The sequence below is a fragment of the Shouchella shacheensis genome, assembly GCF_001484965.1.
Classification (GTDB): domain Bacteria; phylum Bacillota; class Bacilli; order Bacillales; family Bacillaceae_D; genus Shouchella; species Shouchella shacheensis.
In genome coordinates, this window is sequence record NZ_LLYY01000003.1 from 359833 (window position 1) to 372593 (window position 12761).

At 49.1% G+C, this 12761-nt stretch carries 12 protein-coding genes; 6 read left to right on the forward strand and 6 right to left on the reverse strand.

The window, feature by feature from the left end:
- Positions 1-6 precede the first annotated feature (6 nt).
- From AVZ68_RS07905 to AVZ68_RS07915, 3 genes are all read left to right on the forward strand, one after another.
- The gene (locus AVZ68_RS07905; RefSeq protein WP_059103971.1) at positions 7-186 is read left to right on the forward strand and encodes a YjzC family protein; all 180 of its coding nucleotides are present in this window, start codon (positions 7-9) and stop codon (positions 184-186) included.
- A gap of 168 nt (positions 187-354) precedes the next feature.
- On the forward strand, positions 355-1092 hold the full coding sequence (locus AVZ68_RS07910) for a hypothetical protein (protein WP_059103972.1): 738 nt from the start codon (positions 355-357) through the stop codon (positions 1090-1092).
- Between the two features lie 98 nt (positions 1093-1190).
- Complete coding sequence (locus AVZ68_RS07915; RefSeq protein WP_059103973.1) at positions 1191-2051, forward strand: NAD-dependent epimerase/dehydratase family protein; 861 nt, start codon at positions 1191-1193, stop codon at positions 2049-2051.
- 116 nt (positions 2052-2167) lie between these two features.
- Here AVZ68_RS07915 and AVZ68_RS07920 read toward each other — a convergent pair whose 3' ends face one another.
- Positions 2168-3769 (reverse strand): peptide chain release factor 3, encoded by a 1602-nt coding sequence (locus AVZ68_RS07920; RefSeq protein ID WP_059103974.1) that lies wholly within the window; start codon positions 3767-3769, stop codon positions 2168-2170.
- A 99-nt stretch (positions 3770-3868) separates the two neighbouring features.
- Here AVZ68_RS07920 and AVZ68_RS07925 point away from each other — a divergent pair, with 99 nt between their 5' ends.
- On the forward strand, positions 3869-4291 hold the full coding sequence (locus AVZ68_RS07925) for a hypothetical protein (protein WP_059103975.1): 423 nt from the start codon (positions 3869-3871) through the stop codon (positions 4289-4291).
- Between the two features lie 12 nt (positions 4292-4303).
- Here the strand turns inward: AVZ68_RS07925 and AVZ68_RS07930 are convergent, their stop codons facing one another.
- Positions 4304-4651, reverse strand: a complete 348-nt coding sequence (locus tag AVZ68_RS07930; protein ID WP_059103976.1) for a hypothetical protein — start codon at positions 4649-4651, stop codon at positions 4304-4306.
- Between the two features lie 361 nt (positions 4652-5012).
- Between AVZ68_RS07930 and fabF the strand changes: the two genes are divergently transcribed.
- Positions 5013-6257: a beta-ketoacyl-ACP synthase II gene (gene fabF / locus AVZ68_RS07935; RefSeq protein ID WP_059103977.1), complete on the forward strand. Its 1245-nt coding sequence runs from the start codon at positions 5013-5015 to the stop codon at positions 6255-6257.
- Positions 6258-6323: 66 nt separating this feature from the next.
- On the opposite strand, the gene AVZ68_RS07940 is transcribed toward fabF, so the two are convergent.
- The 3 genes from AVZ68_RS07940 to AVZ68_RS07950 form a co-directional block, all read right to left on the reverse strand.
- Positions 6324-8831 (reverse strand): CBS domain-containing protein, encoded by a 2508-nt coding sequence (locus AVZ68_RS07940; RefSeq protein ID WP_059103978.1) that lies wholly within the window; start codon positions 8829-8831, stop codon positions 6324-6326.
- An 88-nt stretch (positions 8832-8919) separates the two neighbouring features.
- Positions 8920-9444 (reverse strand): hypothetical protein, encoded by a 525-nt coding sequence (locus AVZ68_RS07945; RefSeq protein WP_059103979.1) that lies wholly within the window; start codon positions 9442-9444, stop codon positions 8920-8922.
- Between the two features lie 175 nt (positions 9445-9619).
- Entirely contained in the window at positions 9620-10210 is a 591-nt protein-coding gene (locus tag AVZ68_RS07950) for a cell wall hydrolase (protein WP_059103980.1), read from the reverse strand.
- Between the two features lie 408 nt (positions 10211-10618).
- On the opposite strand from AVZ68_RS07950, the gene AVZ68_RS20690 reads away from it, so the two are divergent.
- Positions 10619-11614 carry a CAP domain-containing protein gene (locus AVZ68_RS20690; RefSeq protein WP_059103981.1) on the forward strand — a complete coding sequence of 332 codons (996 nt, stop codon included), beginning with the start codon at positions 10619-10621 and terminating at the stop codon, positions 11612-11614.
- Between the two features lie 134 nt (positions 11615-11748).
- On the opposite strand, the gene coaA is transcribed toward AVZ68_RS20690, so the two are convergent.
- On the reverse strand, positions 11749-12699 hold the full coding sequence (gene coaA, locus AVZ68_RS07960; RefSeq protein ID WP_059103982.1) for a type I pantothenate kinase: 951 nt from the start codon (positions 12697-12699) through the stop codon (positions 11749-11751).
- Positions 12700-12761: the final 62 nt, after the last annotated feature.

Below are 12761 nucleotides of genomic sequence, written 5' to 3' on the forward strand. Positions count from 1 at the left end.
TGGCCGATGGGGCATAACAAGCAGTTTAATCCAGGAGATCGAGCGCCAAATAACGGAATTTATGTAGAGATTGGAGAAACGGGAGACATGGTGGCTGACCCAAAATCGGTTGACCTTGTTGCTGGCGAAAAGTTTCCGGAAACGACAAACGATGATCGAAAATGGATGCCGAAGCGCAAGCCTTAGTCTGTTTTCAAAAGACCCGCGAGAGACGCTCCTCTTGTGGGTCTTTTTCGTTTTCTCGCGCCAGCTAAGCGCGTGGTTAAAAAGGGCGAAAAGTCCTCTGTCGTTTACGTGAGAACGTGCATACAGTAAAAATGAAGCATATTTTCAGGAAGCAGGAGCGATGGTCTAATGTCTATTCACGTTCGCTATGTTGATTTTGGTGGCTGCACCAACACATGCTTCTTACCAGAGCGTCCGAATGGCTTCGTCCTCTTGCTTTTGCATGATCATGATCAAGCGGAGGATGACTTTGCAACATACTGGGTGAGGAGTCCGCAGCGCAAGGCGTTTGTTGATAAACTGTTGGAAGAAGGGTACACGGTGTTGACGTCTTCCTTGTACGAAAAGCACTGGGGGGGCGAGCGGGCGGTCAATCATGCAAGCCAGCTTGTCCATTTGCTTTTAAAAAAGGAGACGCTGAACGATCGTATTCATATTTTAGCTGAGGGAACGGGAGCGCTCGTAGCAAGGCAGTTGTTTGCGAGTCCACAGCTTCATGTGCGCTCAGCTGTATTCGTGAATCCGCAGCTTTCCTTTGTCCATGCATATGAGCAGAAACAAAAAAATGAGCTTTCAAAAAAGCGGTTCAAGGAAGAAGTTGCCAACGCTTTCGGTGTTGAGCCCACGAACGTTGATGAAAAGTGGCTTCACCAACTGGAAGCCAAGCAAAAATTGGCGCAGGGAGACTATCCACCCGTTCGGATTTTGCAATCATTGGTCGAACGAGAACGGCAGGTGGCTACCCAGTCGCTTTCAACTTCTTTTTTGCCAAAAACACAGTACGTCGAACTGCATTTCGTAAGTAAGAACCAACCGCTTGCCAATGTCACAAGACATGTGCTGCCTTTTCTTGCTCGCTTTCAATAGCTGTCGGATTGCCGGCGGCTTTCTTTCATAGGGAAGAAGAGCATCAGACAAGACGTTGGTGTAATAGGTATGAAGAAGGGGAAGAGGGGGAATTAGTCATGAGGAAGGCAATTGTGATCGGAGGGCTCGGCTTTATCGGTTTTCATGTTTGTCAGGGATTGCTTGAAGAGGGGTATGAGGTCGTTGCTGTAGACCCATTTGTTGAAGAGCGTAGGGAAGAACAGGAAGAATTGGAGATGAGACTAGGACGCAATGCGTTCTTTACGCATCTGCAAAAGTCTGTGGTGGAGAGCGAGCTTGACGGCGCAGACGCGCATATCTATCTCGCTCCGCCACTTGAGGAAAGAGAAGAAAAAGCCGTTCTCGACTCCTTTTTTAAGCTTAGCGAAAAAGGTACAACCATTGTCTTCGCTTCCACTACGGCGGTATACAAACGAGGAGTGCAAGAGATCACAGAAGAATCTCCCATTGCTCCAGAAGGGGTATACGGGAGAGGAAAACTCGCGCTTGAAAAGTCCATTCAAGCGCATGCGGCAACCAATGAGGCGACGGCGGTTATTTTACGGCTTCCTACGGTTTACGGGCCCTGGCAACGACCCGATATGCAACTGCGCCGAGTGATGGAGGGCGAGCGGGACGCCGTGTGTGATGAAGAATCCAAGCATGACTTGCTGTATGTCACCGATGCAGCCGCTGCTTTTGTTAGGGCCTGCGAGTTAACGAAAAGCGACGTGATTCACCTTGGATCAAACGAGGCGGGTGCATGGCAAGCGATTGAGGAATTCTATTCCCTTCCCATCGCTAACAAGGAAGAAACAAACCGATTAATTATGAAGAAAGCGGAACGAGTGCTTGGTCTTAAGCCCCGAGTGGATGTGAAGTCTGGACTGAAAATGATGGAAGATGCGCTTACAGAGTGGTGGCGTATCAAGAAGATGTTTGAGACGGACTCTATGTAAGAGAGGAGCGGATGTGAGCGAGAAGGAGCTGGATGTGAGCGAGCAGCAGGAGCTAAAAGAAATCGCCGAAACCCGCCTCAAAGCCCCTTGACACTCGTCAAGGGGCTTTCCTTCCATCAAATTATGCTCTTCTTATAGAACGAGTTCTCGTAAAACGTCAGTTCCGGGTACTTGTCTTGAGCGGTGCGCATTTGAAATTCATTTTCAAACAAAGCGACAAGCCGGCCTTCCCGATCAGTCACGAGGTTCCGCTGCTTCTCTTTCAAAGTGGCTAGTGCCTTTGAAGGCCCATCGATCCAACGCGCAAACGAAAAGGGCTGGCGCTCTAGCTGGATGTCTACGTTGTACTCTCCTTTTAAGCGGTGTTCAAGTACTTCGAATTGCAAAACACCGACAACGCCAACAATTTGCTGCTCGACATACTTGTTGTAGGTGCGAAAAAGCTGGATCGCTCCCTCTTCCGTAAGCTGCTGGAGCCCCTTTTCGTAGGACTTATGTTTCAGCGCCTCTTTAACGGTGATGGCCGCGAAATGTTCAGGGGAGAAGTGAGGCATTTCATCAAACTCAAAAGCTTCTCCCTCCACAAGCGTGTCTCCAATCCGAAACGTGCCCGGGTCAAAAAGACCGATAATGTCCCCTGCACAAGCCTCTTCCACAATGCTACGATTTTGAGCGAGAAATTGCGTAGGCTGTGAAAGCTTTAGCGGCTTATTCGTCCGGACATGCTTCACGCTCATCCCCCGCTTAAAACGGCCGGATGTTATCCTAAGAAAGGCAACGCGGTCACGATGCTTGGCATTCATATTTGCTTGGACCTTAAAAATAAAGCCAGAGAAAGCTTCTCTTGTTTTCGGATCAATCGGGCCAATCGTGCTTTCGCGAACAGTCGGAGCAGGAGAGAGGGATAAGAAATGCTGAAGAAAAGTCTGGACACCGAAGCTTGAAATCGCACTTCCAAAAAAGATCGGCGTTAGTTCTCCCCTCGCGATAAGATCGACATCAAAGTCATCGCCGGCAACGTCAAGGAGCTCAAGTTCTTCGCGAAACTGGGCGACCAACCCTTCATCATTTATGACTTCATCAAGTTTCGGGTCGTCTGGACCGCTAAGTGAAATAATATCAATGTCCTTCGGATTATCAGGGTTGTATAGTTCAAGTTTTTTGTGGTGACGGTCATAGACGGCTTTAAAGGATTGGCCCATGCCAATCGGCCATCCCACTGGGTAAGAACGAATGCCAAGAAGGTTCTCAAGCTCTTCCATGAGCTCAAACGGGTCGCGTCCCTGACGATCGAGCTTGTTCATAAACGTAAAAATGGGAATGCCTCGCATCTTACAAACCTTAAAGAGCTTCTTGGTTTGTGCTTCGACTCCTTTAGCGGCATCGATCAGCATCGTTGCCGAATCGGCGGCGGTAAGTGTACGGTACGTATCCTCACTAAAATCCTCATGCCCCGGTGTATCTAAAATGTTAACGTGGTAGCCATCGTATTGAAATTCAAGCACGGAGCTTGTGACGGAAATCCCCCGCTGCTTTTCGATTTCCATCCAGTCACTCATCGCATGCTTCGAATTTTTTCTTCCTTTAACGGTTCCGGCTTCACGAATGGCGCCACCGAACAGAAGAAGCTTCTCGGTTAATGTTGTTTTCCCAGCATCCGGGTGGGAAATAATCGCAAAGGTGCGTCGTGTTTCAATCTCATCTTTCATCAATTTCATTAGAGTGTCCTCATTTCTAGCATAGATCTATCCATTATAGCAGGCAATTGGTGCAGTTTCATCATCGCCTGAAAAAAGCCGTGCAGGTTGCGTTTGCTCATGGATTGGGCTAAGGTGGAAGGACGAGCTTACGAGCGAGGTCTTAAAACGCAAAGTGAGATGTTAAGGGAAGTGACAGAAATGACACAAAACGAAACTCAAATTCAGGCGCTTCGAACATTTGCTGAGGACATGAAGCAGGGATTTGCTTGTGTGAAAAAGAAGCAGGACCATGAAGCCATTTCAAAGCTAAAGCCCTTTGTGGAGCTTATGGAAAAAAGCGACACAAAGCATGTGCGCCTGTTTGTGTACTACGCAATGGCCCAGTTTCGTACAGGGGACGTGGACGGCTTCCTGCAAACGTACGGCAAGATTCAGGATGTCCAAATGGAATCAGCGGAAGAAGAGTCGCTTAAAAAGCAGCTGGATCAATGGTTTGTTACGCTTATGAAAGAGATGGACCAACAGGAAAAGAAGCAATAAAAACAGGAGGAGTTAGCTTCCTCCTGTTTTTTTGCTGTTTTTTTCGCTGCTTTTATCAGACAGCTTTTCTTTAAAGTAGCTGCCGGCTGCGGAGACGACGGGCTTAAATTGTTCGACAACCGGGACAAGAGACTGCATGAGTGCGAAAAGAGCAACAAGCTGATCATTCCCAGCCGCTTCCTCGGTTTCTGGCTCATTCTCTGTTTCCTTTGTTTCTCCTTCTTTTTTGTGTTCATCTGCGCCTGTTGCTTCCTCCACCTTGCTTTCTTCTTCCGGCAAAGGGGTTGGTTCTTGCGTGTTCGATCCAAACATAAGCGACGAGAAAAAGTCATGATTTTGCTCTCGTGGTGGCTCGGCCATAGGGGTGTCTGCCTCCTTGTCTTCTTTACTATTAAGATATGTGTGCAAAAATGAATGGTGAGATGGCAGGCGCCTGTTTTCGTAAGGCAGTTCGTGTCGAATGGCTAGAGGTTTTGCCCAATTGCTAGACAAGTTTAAAGAGGGTTTGCTAATATTAAGATCAGGTACTAAAATAGAAGTAGGAAAATCGCGATACGCGTTATTTATTACATCACCGGTGGGAGCGTTTAGCTTTTTGTAAGATTGCGTTTGACGATATTGATTGTGAAAAGATAGAAATTCCCTCATCCTCTTAGGCTCTATCCTGCGGTCAAGGGGAGGTAATTGCTGATAGAACTTATTTGTAGAAGGAGCGAGTACTTTGGAAAAAAGACGTGTAGTTGTAACAGGAGTTGGAGCTGTTACGCCGCTTGGGAACGACGCCGAGACGTCCTGGAAGCACGCAGTAGACGGAGTGTCTGGAGTTGGACCAATGACACGCCTCGATGCAGATGCGTTTCCGATGAAAGTTGCAGCGGAAATCAATGATTTTGATGCCTCTTTGTTTATGGATAAAAAGGAAGCGCGTCGGATGGATCGCTTTACCCAGTTTGCCGTCGCGTCTGCCAAAATGGCTTTAGCTGATGCGGAGCTAGAGATCACTTCAGAGCTTGCCCCACGAGTAGGGGTCTGGATTGGATCCGGAATCGGCGGAATGGAAACGTATGAAAGCCAGTTTCGCACATTCCTGGAGAAAGGGCAGCGTCGTGTAAGTCCATTCTTTGTGCCGATGATGATTCCCGATATGGCGGCCGGGCAAGTGTCGATCTACACAGGGGCGAAAGGACCGAACTCTTGCTCAGTGACCGCCTGTGCGTCGGGCACGAACTCGATCGGCGACGCCTTTAAAGTGATTCAGCGCGGAGATGCGGACGCGATGATTACTGGAGGAAGTGAGGCGCCAATTACGAACATGGCTGTTGCTGGGTTTTGTTCAGCGAAAGCTGTCACGACAACCGACGACCCGAAAACCGCCTCTCGTCCCTTTGATGCCAACCGCAGTGGGTTTGTCATGGGTGAGGGTGCGGGCCTATTGATTCTCGAAAGCCTTGAGTCGGCACAAGCACGTGGAGCGACAATCTATGCAGAAATCGTTGGCTACGGCTCTACCGGGGACGCCCATCATATTACCGCTCCTGCACCAGAAGGAGAGGGCGGGGCTCGCTGTATGGCAGAGGCGCTGCGTGATGCAGGGCTTGCTCCGGAAGACGTAAGTTATATCAACGCTCATGGCACAAGCACGGAATACAATGATGCGTTCGAAACTACGGCGGTTAAGACCGTGTTTGGCGAACACGCCTATAAGTTGGCCGTTAGCTCGACAAAGTCTATGACGGGGCACTTGCTTGGTGCAGCAGGTGCAATCGAAGCGGTCTTTTCTGTGAAGGCGTTGGAGGCGGGCATCCTACCGCCGACGATCAACTATGAAACACCAGATCCACAGTGTGATCTTGATTATGTTCCAAACGAGGCGCGAGAGGCGGACCTCCAAGTAGTGATGAGCAACTCCCTTGGCTTTGGCGGGCATAATGCCACGCTTGTCTTTAAAAAGTGGCAAAGCGCCTAAACAAAAACGAGCGACCTCCATATGGGGATCGCTCGTTTTTTTCAGAATGCCGCTGCTTTTGCCTCGTCACGACAGCTGCTCGTCCAGCCAGCGGGAAACGTCCTCTTCGCTTTTTAGGACCCCTTCCAACTGTGCACATTCGGCAGCGAACAATACCTCAGCGAACGTGGGTCCTGGCTTTAGACCTCTTACCTTTAACGAAGCTCCTGTGATCAGTCGCCGTGATAAGCGGGCCGTTCGTTGTTCGAGATAGCTCAGGAGGCGGTCGCTTCGTCCTGCCTCTAATTTTAAGGCGACAAAGCGGATGCTTGTAGCAGAAACGTTTGATAGCAACTGGTGGCATTCAGTTGCGCTCGTGTCCGGTGTGACGTTGTGCCACCCTGTATCCGTGTACTCGCTTAGTAGCTGTCTCGATTCCTTTGTCTCTGCATAGCGCTCCAGTGTTTCAAGGTTTTGCTCCTTCTCGGCCAAGGCAAGCAAAAAGAGAAACGGATCGATAAGCTGGTGTTGATGAAGGTGTTCCATATGGCAAAAGGCTTGAGGGGAGGGAGGAGAAGGAAAGAAGCTCTTCCATATGTCGAGCCGTTCTAGCTCAATGAACCCCTCGTAGAGCATGTCTTCCTTTGCCAGAAGATCAAGTTCTCGCATTAGGCGTTTGGGACTGATTCTTTTGAGTGGAGCCCCAATAGACTTGGCAAGTTCAGCGGTTTGCTCCTCAAGTGTGTAGTCCAAGCGAAGCGCAAAGCGCACCGCCCGAAAAATACGTGTCGGGTCTTCAATAAAGCTGAGCGGGTGAAGGACGCGAATCTGCTGGTTCTTGAGATCTTGCTGCCCACAAAAAATGTCTATCATCTCCCCGAGTCGTGAAGCGTTGATATACATTGCCATGGCATTGATCGTGAAGTCTCTGCGCTCCAAGTCCTTCTGAATCGAACTAGGCACAACGGATGGCAGTGCCCCTGGATGCTCGTAGTGTTCACTGCGGGCGGTGACAAAATCGATCGTGCCGTGCGGACTTCTCCACGTAGCGGTGCCAAAGTGTTCGTAAACGGAGACGGCCCCACCCTTGCTCCTGGCGAGCTGCTTGGCGAAGTGAATTGCATCTCCCTCAACAACTATATCGATATCGTCATTCTCTCGCTGCAAAAAGAGATCCCGCACGACCCCACCTACGAGAAAAGCAGAAGCATTCTGGCGATCAGCTTCTTCGCCTATCTCTTTGAGCAAGCGAATTGTTTGATCCGAGTAATCTTCTTTTAAACGCTCCGTCAAATTTTTCGCGGGCTTGTCGCTACGTTGTGACCGTTCAATTACATTGGTGCGTGTTACAATCCCGAGAAGCTCTCCCTGTTTATTGAGCACGGGCAGCCGACCGATGGAGCGATCAATCATCGTCTGGGTCGCTTCCTCAAGGGAAGCATCGGGGGCAATCGTAATCACGTCATGCGTCATATAGCCTTTGATGGGCGCGTGGCCATAGCCTAAGTGAAGGGCTTTGTCCATATCCCGTCTTGAGACGACACCTGAAAGCGCCCCTTCTTCATTCATGACGGGGAACCCGCTGTGTCCATGCTTCACGCTTTCTTTGTAAGCCTCTTCAATGGAGGTGGTCTCTATCAGGCTCATCACAGGCCAGTTCATAAAGTACTGAACTTCTAAAGGGGGGAGAACGATCTGCGAAAGGTTGTTTTTTACGTTGTGCACGACTTCTGCAAGTGCAGTATTTTTTGCCGTTGCTGCACCGGCACCCGCATGCCCGCCACCGCCAAGTGGTTTCATAAGCAAGCGCAAATCGATACGCTCAGAGCTGGCGCGTCCAATAATGTAGACATCCTTGGCCATTTGTACGCATACAACGCAGGCATCGGCACGATGGGTGTCCAGAAAGGTCTCCACCATTGTCGAAACCCCGTCCTCAAAATCGTCCTGCTTCCCGGAAGCAAAGGCAATGCGCAGATCACCTATTTGGCTCATCTCCAAGTCGGCTAGCAGCGAATGAAAGAGGGGCCGTTCAGCAACTGGGTCTGAGGCCGTCGCAAAGGAACGTAGAGTGGATGAATCAAGACTCAGGCTATGTAAATAAGCAGCGGCCTCGAGGTCCCGTGACGTGGTTTGTTCAAAGGTAAACAGGGCGGTGTCCGTGTAGAGGCCAATCGCAAACAGAGTGGCCTCCACTTCGCTAATCGCTAGCTCAGCAGTGCGCATTCGTTCTATTAGGAGAGTCGTGCAAGCGCCTACCGCTTCAATTTGAGAGGAAGCGGTGATAGGCGAATCCCCGTTGAGATGGTGATCAATAATCGTCCGCTGAACATCGGCTGGAAGCTCGGTAGTCGAGAGCCCGCACCTTTCATCGCTGGATGCGTCCACGAGCACAACGTCAGACACCTTTTGCCACGGCACTTCGTTGAAAGGAGTGAATGGAAAGCTGTCTTTGTACAAAGCAAGGTACGCCCTGACTTGACGTTTGATGGCGTGAGGGAGGACGCAAAGAGCGTCGGGAAATAGCCGTTTCGCTGCTACGAGCGAAGCAAGCGCATCAAAATCCAGGTTGGTGTGGCTAACAATGACGTTCATTTTTTCTACCCCCTTCATCAGCTTCTATTGTAACAAAAGTGGCCTCCATTGCCCTATCATTCTGGGCATAAGGAGGCCAAATCATTCCTTACGCATAGACATCCAACAACATTCCCTTAACGGTGCAGGATTGATTCGTAGCATTCAACTGTCCCAGTGCTTCTTTGCAAGCTTCGACGAGTTGCTTGAGCTCACCGCTACCCCTCGCCTTCGTTTCATTGAATTGAAAAAGACCGTCTTTAGTTTGTTCGATGCCGACCTTCTTTAGAGCGGGGAGAAACGGTTGGAACAGCTCACGCCATTCAGCTAGCTGTCTGGATGAAAAATAGTGAGAGGAGAGCGAATAAATCTCTTCGTTAAGACGCCTGAAAAAGCGAAACGACTCATCCGTTTCTTGCTGATGGACCAAATTCTCGGACTGGGGGGATGCGCTAGGCTTCTTTTTTAGGAATGCATATCCGTAGCTATAGACATCATTGTCTGATTGCTGATCGTGAGCAGACAACGTTGGCACGCTTCTTCTCGTTCGTTCTACGGGATCCACACGTTCAGGGTGGACCCCTTGATGAACGCTAGCCTCCACCACACGCTCCCATCGTAACGATCTTCCCATCGGTTTTCCCTCCTTTAGATGAACCAACTCTTCTATTCATTCTATTCCCGAAATTCAAGTTCTGAATCAAAAAAAGCGGAGGGTGTTGATTGGATAAGAACGATCCTACAAGCGTCTAAGCCGACCTTTAACAAAAAAAGCTAGCCACAAATTGTAGCTAGCATAAAAAGCATTCTCATTTCGCGAAGATGTGGTTGTCGATCACAATCGTTTGTTCTCTTGTTGCGACCCAATCGCTTGTAGCTGTCGCAGCATTATAGAAGAAAAGAGAATGATTGCCTTGTCCACGAAAAGCAAGGGCTTCAGTGACGGCTTTTCTTGATTCGGTACCTGCTTCTTGATTAATCGCTCCATCAAGTACTGGTGAGAACGCATAGTGTCCAGAAGGGGTGACCTCATAGATGACGTCACTGACGGTGTTCGGGAACTCGTCGCTGTCCACGCGATTAAGGACAACGGTGGCTGCCGCGACTTTGCCAGCATAACTCTCTCCTTTGGCTTCCGCATGTACGAGTTTGGCAAGAAGTTCGCGTTCTTCCGCTGAAACCGCAGCTGGGATGGCAAGAGATGTCCCTGCGTGAATCTCGTTTGAAGATAGCCCGTTCATGCGTTTAATGGCTGCAATGGGGATGCCGTAGCGATCGCTAATGGTTGTAAGAGACTCACCGTTCTGAACAGGGTGTGTGAGCGCCCCGGCTTCTACTGTTGCACTTGCTAAAAAAGTCAGCCCAAGAAATGCAGCAAAGGAAATGAGAAATTTTTTCAATGGTAACCACTCCTATTTTCATTCAGTTTTCGTGCCCGCCTACGTGGATGACACGTACGCTACGACTCTATCAGAAGAGGGCGGGGTTTGGGGCTGGTAAACCTCACCAGCCTTAAGGATAAAACATTTCATGCTGATCATATCAAGGACAAGATCTATTTTTTACAGTTTAGTAACAAAAAAGAAGGTACTTTACAGTTGTGTAACAATCATTTTTAAATTTCCTTTTTTAGGTGGAGGGGGAGCTAAGATAAAAAAGGTCATGGCCGCACTCATTTATATTACAGACATTTTCTCTACTCCCTTTTCATGAAGTTTTTACCATAGATAAGAGGATTTTTGCTGTGCTACGATGCATTTGTGCCTGAAATACAGGCCAAAAAATACATACATCAGGAGGATTTTACGTTGAAAAAATTAGTTCTCACTACAATTGCAGCTGTAGCGCTTACTACGGCTGGTTTTACTGGAGGAGCAGATGCTGCTCAAAATAATAATGGCCACGTAAAGGTTAGCGGCCCCTATGTCTATCAATCTAGCGCACAAGGGGTGAACTGGCTTCCTTTACAAGACTGGCTCCAAGATGTGAAAGATCAACATGGGGATTTTGACTGGTCTAACATTGACTGGAATCAAGCACCTGGTGATGTAGAAGAAGCGCCGGCGCCAGAAGAAGTACCGGCTCCAGAGGAAGCGCAGCCTGAAGAAGAAGCGCCAGCACCAGAAGAGGAAGCGCAGCCTGAAGAAGAAGCGCCAGCACCAGAAGAGGAAGCGCAGCCTGAAGAAGAAGCGCCAGCACCAGAAGAGGAAGCGCAGCCTGAAGAAGAAGCGCCAGCACCAGAAGAGGAAGCGCAGCCTGAAGAAGAAGCGCCAGCACCAGAAGAGGAAGCGCAGCCTGAAGAAGAAGCGCCAGCACCAGAAGAGGAAGCGCAGCCTGAAGAAGAAGCGCCAGCACCAGAAGAGGAAGTACAGCCTGAAGAAGAAGTCACTGAGGACGAAGAGCAAGCCGACGCGTCAGGCGATATCACAGCAGAAGAGCAGCAAATGGTTGATTCTGTCAACCAAGAGCGTCAGCAAGCAGGCCTTGCTCCGCTTCATGTCGATACACAGCTCACAGAAGTGGCGCGTGTCAAAGCCCAAGACATGATCGACAACAACTACTTCTCTCACAATTCGCCAACATATGGATCTCCGTTTGACATGATGGATCAGTTCGGCGTCCAGTACAACACAGCGGGTGAGAACCTTGCAGGAAACCAAACCGTGGACGCTGCGCACCAAGCGCTTATGAACTCTCAGGGACATCGTGAAAACATCCTAAGCTCAAACTACACAGAAGTTGGCATTGGCATTGTTGACGGTGGACCATACGGCAAAATGTTTGTGCAGCTTTTCAAAGGGTAATAGGTAGCGAGCGATAAAAAACGAAGCAAACCCATGAGGGATTGCTTCGTTTTTCTAGACGGGGAAAGGACCTGCTCATTTCCATCAACAAGAGACTAGCCAGGAATAGCGATCTGGCTAGTCTCTTGTTCTGTCTATTTCCTTAACTGGATTTGCTCGACTCGGTGATGGTCTCCTTTGGTGAGAATCATATCAGCGCGCAACCGGGTCGGGCGAATATTTTTCTCCAAGTTCACACCATTAATGGAGCGCCAAATGGACGTAGCCATCTCGACAGCTTCTCGGTCATTTAAATGCCGATAGCGATAAAAATAAGATTCGGGTTTTTGAAACGCTGTGCTTCTTAAAAGTTTGAAGCGTTCGATATACCAAGAAAGAATCGTCTCTTCATCGGCATCCACGTAAATAGAGTAATCAAAGAAGTCGGAGACGAAAACATGGGGGATTCGTTTCCCTTTGCGGTTGACTTGAAGAACGTTGATTCCTTCCACGATCACAACATCGGCCTCCTCTATGATCTGCCTCTCTCCGTTTTCCACGTTATACGTAAGATGAGAGTAGACAGGAGCTTCGACTCGTGGGGCACCCGCTTTTAAATCTGTTAAAAACGAAAGCAGCCGCTGGATATCGTAGCTCTCTGGAAAGCCTTTTCGCTTCATCAAGCCTCTCTGTTCGAGCTCCTCGTTTGGGTAAAGGAAGCCATCTGTGGTAACCAAAGAAACCTTGGGGCCGTTTGGCCATCTGCTTGCGAGTGCTTGAATGAGCCTTGCCGTCGTGCTTTTACCGACCGACACGCTGCCGGCGATGCCGATAATAAAGGGCGCTTGTTTGCGCTCTTTTTTTAAGAAGTAATTCATGTCGTCGTGCAATCTGGCATTGTGAGTCATTAAGCGATACAACAATTCAGAAAGAGGAACGTAAATTTCGCGTACCTCCGAATCAGAAATGGTTTCATAAATGCCCTCAAGCTGCTTCCGCTCTTCCTTAGAGAGCAGGGAAGTCGCGTCGTCACTTAGCTGCGACCAATCTCCGCGAGTAAAAGTTGTAAACGCATTCAGGCTGCGAGTGAGTTCATCTGTAATCATAAGGCTCTCCTTTACGCGTGCGGGAATTATCTATTAGCAGAGTAGCACGCAATCAAAAGAGA